This window comes from Heyndrickxia sp. FSL W8-0423 (genome assembly GCF_038009395.1).
Taxonomy (GTDB): domain Bacteria; phylum Bacillota; class Bacilli; order Bacillales; family Bacillaceae_C; genus Heyndrickxia; species Heyndrickxia sporothermodurans.
In genome coordinates, this window is record NZ_JBBPBE010000001.1 from 1,695,448 (window position 1) to 1,710,835 (window position 15,388).

Here is a 15,388-nt window from a genome sequence, read left to right on the forward strand (position 1 = left end):
CAGTTTTATATTGGTTGGAGTTTGAAAAGGGGAGTTATGTATATGAAAGAGCTAGAATCATATAGATAAAAGGCTGAAACTACGAATTATGTATGTCAAAGCGCTCAAATGACATAGATAAAAGGTCAAAACTAAGAATTATGTATATCAAAAAAATGCATATGATACAGATTGAGCCATCTAATCCATTATAGCCAGTCCAATCAATCTCGGTAATCAATATTCAAAAATAATACCCATCGCCAAGTTAGCGATGGGTTACTAGAATAATAGACTTATTTTGCCACTGTTTGCAGTCTATTAATAAACTGCAATGAGCGTCCTGTACCGATAGCAACGGATTCTAATGGACTTGGAGCCAAATGAACAGGAACGATGATTTCTTTGCTCAGCCATTCTTGAATGCCATTAAGCATAGATCCGCCACCTGTTAAAATCACTCCTCTGTCAACGATGTCGCCACTAAGCTCAGCAGGACAGTTTTCAAGGGTTGCGCGAATACTTTCTAATATACTTAGGAGGGATTCGCGGATTGCACCTTGGATTTCCTTTGAGTGGATGCTAACTGTTTTTGGGAGTCCTGATACTAAATCACGGCCTCGGACATCCATTGAAATCCCCTCATGATCGACAAGTGCATAGCCAATTTCCATTTTTAATTGTTCAGCGGTACGTTCTCCAATGAGAAGATTGTAGTTTTTTCGAACGTATTGAATGATATCTTCATCCATTTTGTCCCCGCCGATGCGAAGAGTGTTGCAAGTTACTACCCCGCCATAGGAGATGATAGCTACTTCTGTTGTTCCACCGCCGATATCGACAATCACATTCGCAACTGGCTCGTCCACCGGTAAATCGGCACCAATCGCAGCAGCAACCGGCTCCTCAATTAAATGAACCGTTTTTGCACCCGCAAATTTAACCGCATCCTGGATGGCGCGACGCTCAACAGAAGTTGCACCAGAAGGAGTACATACTACAACACTTGGTTTGCGAACAGCAAAACCTAACTGCTTGCCGATTCTTTTCATGATTAATTTCAACATTTCAGTTGTAATATCATAATCGGCAATAACTCCATCTCGTAATGGACGAATCGCCACGATTTTTCCAGGAGTTTTTCCTATCATGTTTTTTGCATCTGTACCAAAGGCCAGTACACGTTTCGTTTCAGTATTAATTGCAACAACGGATGGCTCGTTTAAAATAACACCTTTATTTTTACTATAGACTAATATATTTGCAGTACCTAAATCGATCCCTATTTCTGTACCTGAAAACATATATGTTCACCTAACCCTTTTCATATGACTTTCTTCTTACATATACTACTTCAATAAAGTATAAGGTATTTATGAGGGTAATTATGAATACAGTTTATTCCATTACGTAATATTACATTTTTTAAAATAGGAATATTTTAGACAAGCCATGATAAGACTGGGGTAGGGGCGATTGGTTTTTATTTAAAAAAAGAGTGTGTTAACTAAATTTAAAAATTGTAATGTAACAAAATAATCAGGTGGATCGGTTTTACGTGTATATCGTTATGCGGATCATCGTTACCTTAACGAGCGTCGGATTATCAGATTGTGGATCATAGAATTTTGTTTGTGCCGCATGCAACTTGATTTGAGGATCATAGAAAAACGTTTGTGGATCATAGGCTCTATTTTGAATGAGAAATTTTTAGTTTGAGGATCATACAAATTCATTTGTGGATCATAGTCACTTTTCAAACGGCGATTTTTGGTTCGTAGATACGAGTCCCTGTTTAATAAAAAAGGTCCAAATCAGATGCGATTTGAACCTTTTTTATTAATACGTACGATACACATACGGATCCTCTGGTTTAGGGATTGTCTTCCATTTTGTTACTTCTAAAACAGGGATCGTTTTCTTAAATGGTTGATAATATTGATTACTTAATTTTCCTTCAACATTGATCCATTCATCATTTTTGAAATGAATATCTTTCGGAAACTGCACGAGCATCCCGAAAACGCCAGAATCGGCAATACAGTGAATAATTCCAAAACGGAATAAGAAAATTTGATTCGATTCAAGTTCCTTTTCATTGTACGTAAAGCCTTGAACCTGAATGGTTTTGTCATCAAAATAACCCGGGAACTTATAAATGGTTTCCATCCCAATGAGAAAGTCTTTATCATTCAAGACAACTTTTTGCTCATTGTTAACAAATTTTTTCTTCGCCTTATCCATGTACTCGTCATAGCCTTCCTTCCCGTAGTAAATACTTGAATCAGGCTGTAAAAATTGGTGGATGGCAGATGAATCTTTATCATTATACACATCAAAGTGAAAGCCTTTTGCCTTAACAATATTAGAATCAAGTGTTGCAATCGGAATAAAGAAGACAGAAATTATCGGGAAAATCAGAACAGGATAGAAAATATACTCTTTCCACCCTTTTCTAACATGGTGATGATCACACCCAGGTCCACAATCGTCTTCAGAAGCTTTATCTCCCTTTACATAAATAATAAGTTGAACAAACGTAAGGAAAAACATAACATAAATTGTAATGTAGGAGATATAAGAATACTTCATATTAATATATTTAGAGATGTTGCCTGTTACATGCAGATGCATGAAAAGAAACGAAAATCCAAGTAAAATAAGAAATCTAAGCATCTTTTTCCCTCCTAACTTATAAAAATCCTATAACTACTGAACCTAAAAAGACGAAGATACTTACATAGATAAATAAATATAGAACAAACTTAGATTTGAATGCACTTAACATCATTAACGTATTTTTAATATCAAACATTGCACCGAACACAAGAAAGGCAACTAATGAATTCAATGAAAACGTACTTTGGAATGATGCTGCGACAAATGCGTCTGCCTCTGAACATAAAGAGAGGATATACGACAATGCCATCATCACGATATTCGATGAGTAATCACCATGTCCAATCGCAGTTAAAGTAGATGTTTTTAAAAATGTTTGCATCGCTGCGGCAATAAATGCACCGAGAATTAAAAACTTACCAACTGAAAAGAATTCATCAATTGAGTGTTGGAGCGTCCCTTTCATTTTTCCAATAAAACCACGTCCATGATCGTGATGGTGATGATCATGTGCTTCATTTCTTAGTTGGGAATCTTTAAATTGATAGGACAAAATGAATCCGATGATAAGGGCGACAACAAAAGAAAGCCCGCCTCGATAAAGCACCATTCTCCAACTGTTTCCAAAAGCAATATAAGTCGAAAATAAAACAATCGGATTAATAATCGGTCCGGTCAACATGAAACCAATCGCTGCATGAAGTGGGACACCTTTGGCCATTAATCGTCTTGTAATCGGAACAATTCCACATTCACACGCTGGAAATAATGCACCGATAATTGTAGCTGACAGCACCGCTAAAAAGCGATTTTTTGGAATTACCCTGGCAATCATCTCTTCAGTAATAAACATTTGAATTACGCCTGAAATAATGACACCTAATAGAACAAATGGCAATGATTCAATTAATATACTAATAAAAATTGTATTCATTTGTAAAAATGATTGAGAAAACAATTAATCCACCTCCGAATAGATATGGAAGTTCTTCGACTAAAATTAACTTGTCTATTATAGCACACTATTAAAATTACGTATGAGTAGAAAAACTCCTTTAATGGAAATGAATTCATGCTACAAACAGATTGAGGGAGGAACATTCGATAATCATGTAGAAATTATCTACGAGGAGGGGCCATATGGAAATACATAATGATTTTTCGAAAGTAAATCTTGAAGAAATGAAAGAAATATATTCATCTGTCGGTTGGACAAAGCATTCCGAGGAAATTATTAAGCAAGTATTCGAAGCGAGTAATGTACTTGCTTTTGTCACCGTAAATGGTCGGATTGTTGGATTTGGAAGGGCAATGAGCGATGGCGTGTTTAATGCGGCAATTTATGATGTTGTTGTACACCCGGATTTCCAAAAACAAGGGATCGCAAAACAAATTATGCAGTATTTGCTTGATGAGCTAAGTGATGTTTCCTGCGTTCATTTAATCTCTACAACGGGAAATGAGGGCTTCTATAAGAGGCTTGGTTTGAAAAAATTAAAAACGGGAATGGCCAGGTACTTGAATCCGAATCTAGCACATGAATATTTAGAATAGCATTAGACAAAAACGCTTGGAAATTTAATTCCAAGCGTTAGTTGTTATTTACTCCGAAAAGAACTGCGCAAGTTCTTCACTTTCTCTTTTGCGCATTTTACGATGCTCGGCTCTTCTTTTTGCTGTTTCATTTAACCATTTTTCTTGATCAGTTTCAGGAACGACAATCGGAACCTCAACCGGACGACCGTTTTCGTCTATGGCAACGAAGGTTAGAAAAGATAAAGCGGCAATCGCTTTTTCTCCTGTTAAAAGACGTTCGGAAGTAATTTTTACAAAGACCTCCATTGAGCTTCGTCCTGTATAAGTGACCATCGCCTCCAATGTAACGGCATCGCCGACCCGAATCGGTTTGATAAAATCAACTGAGTCAGTTGATGCAGTAACAATGGGATTTCTTGCGAATTTGGTAGCTGCAATCGATGCAGTGTCATCTATGTAAGCCATTAATTTGCCACCAAATAATGTTCCGTGATGATTTGTATCAGGCGGGAGAACATGACTCGTTTTTATTGTTAACGTTTCTCTCATAAATTTCGTCGGACGGTTACTCATTTTATTCACCTCAATTTAATTTTACTATATCCAATGAGCATCATGATTATTTGACTAGTTAATAATACCATAATTTTACCGAGAAATTATATTAAAATAGCCTTTACCTTAGTAATGAAGTAGCTTATTACTTTGATGACTTGTTAAAATATGGATGAAATCAATTGACAAAGAAGAGGGATTACACATAATCTATAAATAAGGTTATTACTTTCGTGGAGGATCCGACATGTTCATGCAAATTGCTAGGAATTTTCGACATCCACATAATTTTTTTAGGCTTCGTTCCCGCCAAAGGGGATGAAGCCTTTTTTCTTTAGTTCACTACCGTACTATTTTAATCAAGGGGGAAGAACAAATGATTCAATTAACAGGAAATACATTAACAATCAATGAAGTAAAAAAAGTGTTATTCGACAATGAACGAGTCGAAATCGCTAAAGCGAGTATGGAGAAAGTAAATCAGAGTCATGAAGCAGTACAACGAATTGTAAAAGAGAAGAAAGTTGTTTATGGAATTACAACTGGTTTTGGAAAATTTAGTGATGTTTACATTGATTCAGAAAATGTCGAAGAACTGCAATTAAATTTGATCCATTCTCATGCATGTGGGGTTGGTGAACCATTTCCTGAAATCGTTTCAAGGGCGATGCTATTATTACGTGCAAATGCTTTGACAAAAGGATTTTCCGGTGTGCGTCCATTAATCATTGAAACGCTTGTGCAATTTATCAATGCCGGCATCCATCCGGTCGTGCCACAACAAGGCTCATTAGGAGCAAGTGGTGATTTAGCGCCATTATCACATCTTGCACTTGCGATTATGGGAGAAGGGGAAGTTTTTTATAAAGGTGAAAGAGTTCCTACGGAAGTAGCCCTAAACGATACAGGAATCGAACCTGTTACTTTGCAGGCGAAGGAAGGGTTGGCCCTTATTAACGGGACACAGGCAATGACTGCTATGGGTGTCGTGGCCTATATTGAGGCGGAGCAACTAGCAAAACAAAGTGAGTTAATCTCTTCTATTACAATAGAAGCATTACAAGGGATTATTGATGCCTTTGATGAGGATGTTCATGTTGCCCGCGGGTATCAACAACAAGTGGATGTTGCAAGAAGAATGCGTGAATATCTATCTGACAGTAAACTTATTACCCGGCAAGGCGAGCTGCGAGTACAGGATGCGTATTCATTAAGATGTATCCCACAAGTACATGGTGCCTCATGGCAAGCACTAGATTATGTAAAAGAAAAATTAGAAATTGAAATCAATGCCGCTACTGATAATCCATTAATTTTTGATGACGGAGAAAAAGTCATTTCGGGTGGTAATTTTCATGGACAACCAATTGCGATTGCGATGGATTTTATGAAAATTGCTGTAGCGGAACTTGCCAATATTTCTGAAAGAAGAATCGAAAGACTCGTAAATCCAAGTTTAAACGATTTGCCAGGTTTCTTAAGTCCAGAACCGGGACTTCAATCGGGTGCCATGATTATGCAATATGCTGCGGCATCTTTAGTATCTGAAAATAAAACGTTGGCACATCCTGCAAGTGTTGACTCAATACCATCATCCGCAAATCAAGAGGATCACGTGAGCATGGGAACGATTGCTGCAAGACATGCATACCAAATCATTCAAAACTCAAGAAGGGTGCTCGCCATTGAGATGATTTGTGCGATGCAAGGGGCCGAATATCGCGGAACTGAAAAGATGGCAACCGCAACGAAAAAGTTCTATGATAAAGGACGAGAAATTGTACCAAGCATCGTGAAAGATCGGATTTTTTCAAAGGATATTGAAGCGTTGGCTGAATGGTTAACAGTATAAAAAAAGCGGAGCTCTACAGAAAGAGCTCCGCTTTATTCATCCTCTTCAACATATGGATCATGCTCATAGGCGGGTAAGTCACCAAAGGTTGTCATAATTCCTTCTTCGTCTAATTCCTCGGTATATTTATCATATCCGGGATTTGGATAAAATTTTGTGTTTTTTCCATACATATCATTCCCGACAAAGTTTTCGTAATCCTCTACATAACCAACATTTTCATCGGAATTAATATACATATCATTATAATGGTCAGGTGGATTGGTTAAATCAGAAGGCGATTCCGACGTACCCCATTCAGCTACTGCTTGCCATGAATCCTCATCATCAAAACCGACATGTTCATCTTTCTCATCGTCAAAATTAAAATTTCCTAAGGAAGAAGAGAGAATGACTCGTTCTTCAACAGGTCGATCCTCCGATACCGTTTGGTCTGGACTATGTTCTTTACAGTATAATGTGGTTGGAATGGCTTCCAGTCGTTCTTCGGGAATTTCCTTTCCACATTCCGCACATTTTCCGTAAGTCCCATTTGCCATCGCTTCTAAAGCTTTATCAATATTGTGTAATTCATATTCACTATGCTCATTAAGGGCAATATCTTTTTCACGTTCATATAGCTCAGTTCCCTCATCCCCCGGATGATTGTCATAACTGGATAACTCTCCAACAGATTCATGGGCATGTCCTTTGCTCAAATCATAATGATCATTTAGTTTGAAGCGCTCTTCTAATTCTTGTTTTTCTTGAAGTAATTGGGATCGAAGTTCTGAAAGCTGCTTATTCGTAAGCATATAAACCACTTCTTTCATAAAGAAATTAATCTGTACTTATTATTTATCCAATTACATCAAAAAATAACTGTAAAAAAGTTACATAGTACTTCCCTGTTTCATTTGCAGTTTATTAAACATGATGATATAAATACCAGCGCTTAAAACAGCAATAATGGCCAAAATATTAAATGTTTGAAAATAGCCGATGAATGAAGCTAACGGAATGGAAATAGGTGCAATCGTCCGAGCAATTGTATACCGCAAACTCGCCGCTGCAAAATATTGTCCACGCATATGTTCAGGAGCAAGCTTCGAGATAAACGTTTGTTGAATGCCTGCTACCATTAATTCTCCTAAAGAAAAGATCGCCATTGCTAAGACGAAACCCCATAAATTTGGGAAAATCGCGAAAAAATACATCGAAATTGCATAACAAATACATGAAAGAATAAATACTTTTTTCTCCTTAAATTTTGCCATCCATCTCGTAATAGACACGGTGAAAAGTGCAACTAAAAAGCCATTTTCAGAAAGAATAAATCCGTATATTTGCTCACCGTTTAGTGAAAAATGTTGAAAAAGGGAAAATTTATTGATGGCTTCTTTTGTATAAACTGGTATTAATAAATCCAATTGCATAAAGGTTTGACCAATTAGTACTCCCGCAACGATAAAAAGTAAAAATATTCTATCTTTAAAAATGATCCCATAAGATGAGAACTGTTTTTTTAATACTTGTTGCCATTTATCTGATTGTTCTTCTCTCTGCTTTTGAATCGGAGAAGTTTCCCTCGTGAATTTCCAAAGTAAAAAGGCTAAAACGATACATACGAAAGCTGATGCGAGCAACAGTTCAAAACGATAATAAGCGAAAAAGATTCCTCCTACTAACGGACCAATAACGACAGCAATATTTGTGGATGTATAAAAGACTGCAAACACATCACTTCGGTCTTTTTCATTCACGACATCCGCAACCATCGCTTGGCTGGCTGGATAATAAAATGAGCCGAAAATGCTTGCTATTGAAAAACAAATAAATCCAATTAACGGCATATTTGTAATGGCGAAGATCAAAAAGGCGATTCCTTGCCCACAAGCGGATATGACCATCATTCTTTTGCGGCCGTAACGATCCGCATAATATCCGCCTAATAAATTGGCAATTACCGAAAAAATTTGTGAGCCAATTAGTAATACCCCGGCAGTCCCTTTACCGAAAGATTCTGTAAAGTAAATTGTTAAAAAGGGAAAAAACATCCAAAATGTAACATTCATCAATGCTTCCCCAATAAGTCGAATTTTTAAATTTTTATCCCAATCCCTAAGTCTCATGTGATGATACCCCACTTTTGTATTTGACTTTATTATCTTACTTGGAAAAGGAAGGGTGGACAATAGGGAGATTGGTTTCTTTTCGAAAAGATGGATATTCAGTTTGTGGATCATAGAATATAATTTGTGCGGCATGGAATATGGTTTGAGGATCACAAAAAGCCATTTGTGGATCATAGTTCCCAAAAAGAACTGAATTTTAAATCGCACTTTACTTTATAAAAAGAAAAAAACCCACTATAAAGTGAGTTCATTCCTATCTAAATCGCCCAATCCCCATTACGGAAAATTGGTTCTGCTGTTCCATCTTCCTTGATTCCGTCGATATTCATTTCGGCTGAGCCTACCATGAAATCAACATGTGTGATGCTTTGGTTTAAGCCGTTTTTCAGCAGTTCTTCACGTGACATTTTTTTGCCGCCTTCAATACAGAATGCATACGCACTGCCAATCGCAAAATGGTTTGATGCGTTTTCATCATATAATGTATTTAAGAAAAGAATATTTGATTGAGAAATCGGCGAATTATGAGGAACGAGAGCGACTTCTCCAAGATAATGGGATCCTTCATCTGTTTCGATTAGTTGTTTTAAAATTTCTTCGCCTTCTTTTGCTTTCACGTCGACAATGCGCCCTTTTTCAAAATACACGGTAAACTCATCGATAATGTTTCCGCCATAGCTTAATGGTTTTGTACTTGAGACATGGCCGTCAACGCCGTTTTTATGTGGAACGGTAAATACTTCCTCAGTAGGCATATTCGCCATAAATTCAATATTTTGTTCATTCAGGCTTCCGGCACCTACCCAGAGATGACCATTTGGAAGTTCAACTGTTAAATCTGTTCCAGGGGCAGTATAGTGCAATTTTTTGTAGCGTTTTTCATTTAAATAATCGACTTTCTCATGTAAGGATGCATCATGTTCTTTCCAAGCTTGGATAGGATCGGCATGGTCTACACGTGTTGATTTGAAAATCGCATCCCAAAGCTTTTCAACGGCTTCTTCCGAAGACACATCTGGAAATACTTTTTTGGCCCATGCTTCAGATGGAACACCAATAACCGTCCAGCTTACTTTATCCGATTGAATGTATTGACGATATGTTTCTAATGCTTGACCAGCGGCCTTTTGGAAATTAGAAATACGTTTAGGATTCACACCCTTTAATAAATCCGGGCTGGATGAAACGATTGAAATGAAGGCAGCACCATTTTCCGCCAGTTCTGTCGTCTCTGCCGCACGATGCTTTGGATATTCTGTAAATGCTTCATCGGGTGCTAAGTCATATTTTAGCCTTGAAACAACATCATCATTCCAGTTTACAACTACATTTTTGGCTCCAACTTCATATGCCTTTTTTGTGACAAGTCGCACAAATTCTACAGCATCGGTTGTAGCATTTATTGCAAGTGTTTGGCCTTTTTGTACATTTACGCCGACTACAACTACCAGTTCTGCATATTTCTCAAGCTTCTCTTGAAATGTTGTCATGTATGTATTCTCCCCTTTTTTCAGAATCTTCTTCTCTATTTTAACAATCGAACAACATAAAGGAAACACAATATTTTTTATCAAAAAGGATAGAATGGAGGAAAAGTATAAATCGATGGAGGAAAAAATGATTACAATTAAACGTGTGTATAAACCTGTTAATGAAGCCGATGGAAAAAGAGTATTAGTTGATCGTTTATGGCCGCGGGGAATTTCAAAGGAAAAGGCAAAAATTGATGAATGGATGAAAGATATCGCTCCGAGCAATGAACTTAGGAAATGGTTTAATCATGATCCAGAGAAATTTGAAGAATTTAGCCAGAAATACAAGGAGGAACTGAAGGAACCAGAAAAGAAAAAGGAATTGGATAAATTAATCGAAATGAGTGATGGAAACACTGTGACACTTGTCTATTCGGCAAAAGATGAGGAACATAATCAAGCCGTCGTTTTAAAACATTATTTAGAAGAATAGTCCGGGGAAAGTTAAAGACACGAAATTGCGCATCGCAGCATGCTTTAAGCACCTTTTTCCATTGTTAAAGATATTTATGAATTTGCAAGTGATGGAGGAACTGCCGCAAATGGCAAGTTCATTCCTGTGGCGACAAAAAAAGGCTCTCTTAAGAACCTTCTTCTTGTGATTGAAATAACATCCGATAGTTCAGCGGATTTTGGACGATGTCTGCTAATGTATATTGATCAAGCACGGTTAAATAAGCGACTAGTGCTTTATTTAGTAGGTGTTTCAGTCCGCACACTGGAGAGATGATACATGAACCTGGCTTGCCATCAAAGCATTCGACCAATTGGAAGTCTTCCTCAGTTTTACGAACGATCTTGCCAATATTAATTTCCTTCGGGGGCAAAGCTAAACGGATTCCTCCGTTTCTCCCCCGGATTGTTTCTATCACTCCCATCTTCCCTAATTCATGGGTCACCTTCATTAAATGATTTTTTGAAATCCCATATACTTCTGCGATTTCCTTTATATTGGATAGCTTCCCGGGCTCGAGTGAAGCTAAATAAATCAGAACCCTCAGCGAATAATCGGTATAGTTTGTTAACCTCATCTAATCACCTTCTTACATTCTATTTACATTATACCGTTTACGAACATTCACTGTCTAAAATGTGACAGCTTTTTTAAAGATGTATTTGAAATATTGCTTTTAACAATTTCGAGGAGTATCTTAAAGATGTATTCAAAATACTTCTTTAAAAAAGAGGAGAGATTCTAAATGTTATCACAAAAAACAATAGATATTGTTAAATCAACAGCACCAATTTTAGAAACTGAAGGAACAAAAATTACTACTTGTTTTTATAAAATGATGTTCGAGGCACATCCGGAATTATTAAATATTTTTAACCATGTTAATCAAAAACAAGGTCGTCAACAAACAGCTTTAGCAAACACTGTTTATGCTGCAGCGAAATATATTGACCAACTTGAAGTGATTGTCCCTGTAGTCACACAAATTTCTCATAAACACCGTGGACTAGGAATTAAGCCAGAACATTATCCAATCGTTGGAGAATTTTTACTTAAAGCGATTAAAGAAGTTCTTGGAGATGCGGCAACTGACGAAATTATTAATGCATGGGCTGAAGCTTATGGCGTCATTGCGCAAGCGTTTATTGATGTAGAAAAAGGCATGTATGATGCAGCAGCAAATCAAGAGAATGGCTGGGTTGATTTTAAAGACTTCACAGTTGTTAAAAAAGAACAAGAAAGCAATGTAATCACTTCATTCTATTTACAACCAAAAGATGGATCAGGTGTTACAACATACGAACCAGGACAATACTTAACAATCCGTGTGAAAATTCCTGGTGAGGAATACACATTAAATCGTCAATACAGCTTATCATGTGCACCAGGTCACGATTATTACCGTATTTCTGTTAAAAAAGAAAAAGATTTCGATCCGAACGGAAAAGTATCAAACTATTTACATGATCATGTAAATGAAGGGGATACAGTTGAAGTTAGTGCTCCATCAGGTATCTTTACATTAAATATGGAAGAAACTGCACCAATCGCACTTATTTCCGGTGGTGTTGGTTTAACACCGATGATGAGTATGTTGGAAACATTAGCTGATACTGGTTCTAAACGTGAAATTTACTTTATCCATGCAGCTAGAAATGAAGAATTCCATGCATTTAAAGATGACGTAGAAGAAATTACTGCAAGACTTGAAAATGGCCATGCATACTATGGTTATGAAAAACCATTAAATGCAAACGGAGACCACCATTTCGAAGGATATTTATCAAAATCATTCCTTGAAAATATTATTAATGAAGAAACAATTACTTATATTTGTGGACCAGTTCCATTCTTAAAAAATGCTGTGCGTATTTTAACTGAACTTGGTGTAAAAGACGAAAATATTCGTTACGAATTCTTCGGTCCTGCAATGGATTTAAAAGCTGAAGAAAAAGAAACAGTGAAAGCATAATCATTTGTTAACATATCGGATAAGGAAGAAGCGGTACGATGATAATGCGAATTCGGCAGCTATGGTACCGGAGTAGAGAGAAGCGGTACGATGGCAACGCGAATGTCGCATCCATGGTACCGGAAAAGGGTGAAGCGGTACGATGGCAACGCGAATCTCGTAGCCATGGTACCGGAAAAGAGAGAAGCGGTACGATGGCAACGCAAATCTCGTAGCCATGGTACCGGAAAAGAGAGAAGCTGTACGATGGTAACACGAATCTTGTAGCCATGGTACCGGAAAAGAGAAAAGCGGTACGATGGCAACACGAATCTTGTAGCCATGGTACCGGAAAAGGGTGAAGCTGTACGATAGTAACGCGAATCCCGCAGCAATGGTACTGGAGTAGAGAGAAGTGGTACGATGGCAACGCGAATCTCGTAGCCATGGTACCGGAAAAGAGAAAAGCGGTACGATGGCAACACGAATCCCGCAGCAATGGTACGGAGTAGAGAGAAGCTGTACGATGGTAACGCGAATCCCGCAGCAATGTTACCGGAAAAGGAAGAAACGGTACGATGATAACGCAAATCCCTCAGTAATATCGGCATATGAATACTTTTTAACGGTATTCATGTGCTGATTTTTTTATTGGTATGGATTTTCCCCGCACTTCTAAAGTTGGATAATTCCTTTTTTTAGTGAAACAATAGTTCTGTCAAGACGTTAGCGACAAAGTTAGTTTTCTTCTTTATTGAATGAAGGTTTTCGGAGTTTTATCATTATAGGTGAAATATATTAATGAAAGGAAGAGAGCGAATGGCGAAATCAAATGTTAAAGTAGCTGTTCAGAAGTTCGGTAACTTCTTAAGTTCCATGGTAATGCCGAATATTTCAGCTTTCATTGCATGGGGTTTAATTACTGCACTATTTATTCCTACTGGTTTCCTCCCGAATGAAAGCCTTGCCAAAATGGTTGACCCAATGGTTCACTACCTACTTCCATTACTCATCGGATATACCGGTGGTAAGTTGGTACATGACCAGCGTGGAGCGGTTGTTGGTGCCATTGCAACGATGGGGGTCATCGTTGGAGAACCAAATGTACCTATGTTTTTAGGTGCCATGATTATGGGGCCACTTGGCGGTTATGTCATAAAGAAATTCGATCAATGGATTGAAGGTAAAGTTAAAGCCGGTTTTGAAATGCTTGTTAACAATTTTTCAGCAGGTATTTTAGGCGGGATTTTGGCAATATTAGCGTTTTTAGGAATTGGTCCGGCTGTAAAAGTTTTAACTGCTTGGCTTGTAAGTGGTGTTGATTGGTTGGTAGGAGCAGGACTATTACCATTAACAAGTATCATTATTGAGCCTGCAAAAATACTATTTTTAAATAATGCAATTAACCATGGTGTTCTTTCGCCAATTGGGATAGAGCAAGCAAAAGAAGCAGGGAAATCGGTGTTATTCCTTCTTGAAGCGAATCCGGGCCCTGGTATTGGTGTATTACTTGCTTATTGTTTTTTTGGAAAAGGTACAGCAAAGAGATCGGCACCAGGTGCAGCGATCATTCAATTCTTTGGTGGTATTCATGAAATATACTTCCCGTACATTTTGATGAAGCCAATGTTATTCTTCGCAGTTATCCTTGGGGGAATAAGCGGAGTTTTCACATTAGTTCTTTTAGGTGGCGGACTATTTGCACCAGCATCACCTGGTAGTATTTTAGCCATTGCTGCCGTTACACCACATAGTGCGGGAGCATATATTGCTAACTTTGCAGGGGTAATCGTAGCAGGTGTCGTTTCCTTTATTGTATCAGCGTTGATATTAAAAACTGGAAAACAAACAGAAGAAAATATTGAAGATGCAGCACGTAAAATGCAAGAAATGAAAGGAAAGAAAAGCTCAGTAGCAGATGTTTTTGCTTCACAGCCAGGAGAATTTCCGGAAAACGTACAGAAAATTGTTTTCGCTTGTGATGCAGGAATGGGATCAAGTGCGATGGGTGCTTCTTTACTTCGTAAAAAGGTGAAAGAAGCTGGCTTAAATCTATCGGTTACCAATACAGCGATTAGTAATTTACCAGCTGATGCACAAATTGTTGTGACACAGGAAGAGCTTACACCGAGAGCACAGAATAAACTGCCAAATGCGTTCCATATTTCTGTGGATAACTTCTTATCAAGTCCGGAATATGATCGCTTAATCGATCGATTAAAAGGAAATGGTAAAGATGATCTTCAAGAAATTGTTGAGGATGCTGAAGATGCAGTTCCGGGTGCAGATGATCATGAAAATGATTTATTATTAGAAGAAAACGTATTTTTAAATCAATCATTTGCAAATAAAGAGGAAGCGATTCGTTTTGCAGGAAATGCATTATATAAAGCGGGATATGTGAAAGAAAGCTATATTGATGCGATGATTGCACGTGATCAAATAACATCAACCTTTATGGGAAATGATGTAGCGATTCCACATGGAACAGAGGAAGCGAAGAAGGATGTTCTTAAATCCGGATTTACCGTTATCCAAGTACCGAATGGTGTTGATTTTGATGGCAATAATGTTCGTTTAATCTTTGGAATTGCAGGAAAAGATGGAACACATCTTGAAATATTATCAGGAATAGCTGTCACATGTTCGGAAATGGATAATATTGAAAAGATGGTTGCAGCAAAATCAGCGAAAGAAATTATCGCTATCTTAAATGATAAAGAATAACAATCGAAATAGAAAAGCGTTATGATGCGCTTTTCTATTTCTGTATTTTCTCTTGTAATAGTAATTATG

Annotated in this window: 15 protein-coding genes; 7 read left to right on the forward strand and 8 right to left on the reverse strand. The window is 37.5% G+C overall.

Annotated elements, in window-relative coordinates; all coding sequences use genetic code 11:
• Positions 1–275 precede the first annotated feature (275 nt).
• The 3 genes from mreBH to MKY81_RS08520 form a co-directional block, all read right to left on the reverse strand.
• Positions 276–1,283 carry a rod-share determining protein MreBH gene (mreBH, locus tag MKY81_RS08510; protein ID WP_066226553.1) on the reverse strand — a complete coding sequence of 336 codons (1,008 nt, stop codon included), beginning with the start codon at positions 1,281–1,283 and terminating at the stop codon, positions 276–278.
• A 535-nt stretch (positions 1,284–1,818) separates the two neighbouring features.
• Positions 1,819–2,655: a TIGR03943 family putative permease subunit gene (locus tag MKY81_RS08515; RefSeq protein WP_066226492.1), complete on the reverse strand. Its 837-nt coding sequence runs from the start codon at positions 2,653–2,655 to the stop codon at positions 1,819–1,821.
• A gap of 16 nt (positions 2,656–2,671) precedes the next feature.
• Positions 2,672–3,532, reverse strand: a complete 861-nt coding sequence (locus MKY81_RS08520; RefSeq protein WP_341117545.1) for a permease — start codon at positions 3,530–3,532, stop codon at positions 2,672–2,674.
• Positions 3,533–3,738: 206 nt separating this feature from the next.
• Here MKY81_RS08520 and MKY81_RS08525 point away from each other — a divergent pair, with 206 nt between their 5' ends.
• On the forward strand, positions 3,739–4,152 hold the full coding sequence (locus MKY81_RS08525) for a GNAT family N-acetyltransferase (RefSeq protein ID WP_244913505.1): 414 nt from the start codon (positions 3,739–3,741) through the stop codon (positions 4,150–4,152).
• 48 nt (positions 4,153–4,200) lie between these two features.
• Here the strand turns inward: MKY81_RS08525 and MKY81_RS08530 are convergent, their stop codons facing one another.
• The gene (locus MKY81_RS08530; RefSeq protein ID WP_066226497.1) at positions 4,201–4,707 is read right to left on the reverse strand and encodes an acyl-CoA thioesterase; all 507 of its coding nucleotides are present in this window, start codon (positions 4,705–4,707) and stop codon (positions 4,201–4,203) included.
• Positions 4,708–5,065: 358 nt separating this feature from the next.
• Here MKY81_RS08530 and hutH point away from each other — a divergent pair, with 358 nt between their 5' ends.
• Complete coding sequence (gene hutH / locus MKY81_RS08535) at positions 5,066–6,541, forward strand: histidine ammonia-lyase (protein WP_108072622.1); 1,476 nt, start codon at positions 5,066–5,068, stop codon at positions 6,539–6,541.
• Between the two features lie 32 nt (positions 6,542–6,573).
• Here hutH and MKY81_RS08540 read toward each other — a convergent pair whose 3' ends face one another.
• From MKY81_RS08540 to MKY81_RS08550, 3 genes are all read right to left on the reverse strand, one after another.
• Positions 6,574–7,335, reverse strand: coding sequence for a TraR/DksA C4-type zinc finger protein (locus tag MKY81_RS08540; protein ID WP_108072620.1), 762 nt, complete (start codon positions 7,333–7,335; stop codon positions 6,574–6,576).
• Positions 7,336–7,413: 78 nt separating this feature from the next.
• Entirely contained in the window at positions 7,414–8,652 is a 1,239-nt protein-coding gene (locus tag MKY81_RS08545) for an MDR family MFS transporter (protein ID WP_108072618.1), read from the reverse strand.
• Between the two features lie 260 nt (positions 8,653–8,912).
• The gene (locus tag MKY81_RS08550; RefSeq protein WP_328018826.1) at positions 8,913–10,145 is read right to left on the reverse strand and encodes an aminopeptidase; all 1,233 of its coding nucleotides are present in this window, start codon (positions 10,143–10,145) and stop codon (positions 8,913–8,915) included.
• 127 nt (positions 10,146–10,272) lie between these two features.
• Here MKY81_RS08550 and MKY81_RS08555 point away from each other — a divergent pair, with 127 nt between their 5' ends.
• Positions 10,273–10,620: a DUF488 domain-containing protein gene (locus tag MKY81_RS08555; RefSeq protein ID WP_341117547.1), complete on the forward strand. Its 348-nt coding sequence runs from the start codon at positions 10,273–10,275 to the stop codon at positions 10,618–10,620.
• Between the two features lie 148 nt (positions 10,621–10,768).
• Here MKY81_RS08555 and MKY81_RS08560 read toward each other — a convergent pair whose 3' ends face one another.
• On the reverse strand, positions 10,769–11,218 hold the full coding sequence (locus MKY81_RS08560; RefSeq protein WP_066226506.1) for an Rrf2 family transcriptional regulator: 450 nt from the start codon (positions 11,216–11,218) through the stop codon (positions 10,769–10,771).
• 168 nt (positions 11,219–11,386) lie between these two features.
• Between MKY81_RS08560 and hmpA the strand changes: the two genes are divergently transcribed.
• The 4 genes from hmpA (at position 11,387) to MKY81_RS08580 (ending at position 15,319) form a co-directional block, all read left to right on the forward strand.
• Complete coding sequence (gene hmpA, locus MKY81_RS08565) at positions 11,387–12,613, forward strand: NO-inducible flavohemoprotein (protein ID WP_341117549.1); 1,227 nt, start codon at positions 11,387–11,389, stop codon at positions 12,611–12,613.
• 38 nt (positions 12,614–12,651) lie between these two features.
• Positions 12,652–12,828 carry a hypothetical protein gene (locus MKY81_RS08570; RefSeq protein ID WP_341117550.1) on the forward strand — a complete coding sequence of 59 codons (177 nt, stop codon included), beginning with the start codon at positions 12,652–12,654 and terminating at the stop codon, positions 12,826–12,828.
• Positions 12,829–13,007: 179 nt separating this feature from the next.
• The gene (locus tag MKY81_RS08575; protein ID WP_341117551.1) at positions 13,008–13,235 is read left to right on the forward strand and encodes a hypothetical protein; all 228 of its coding nucleotides are present in this window, start codon (positions 13,008–13,010) and stop codon (positions 13,233–13,235) included.
• Positions 13,236–13,411: 176 nt separating this feature from the next.
• Positions 13,412–15,319 carry a PTS mannitol transporter subunit IICBA gene (locus tag MKY81_RS08580; RefSeq protein ID WP_066226551.1) on the forward strand — a complete coding sequence of 636 codons (1,908 nt, stop codon included), beginning with the start codon at positions 13,412–13,414 and terminating at the stop codon, positions 15,317–15,319.
• Positions 15,320–15,388 lie beyond the last annotated feature (69 nt).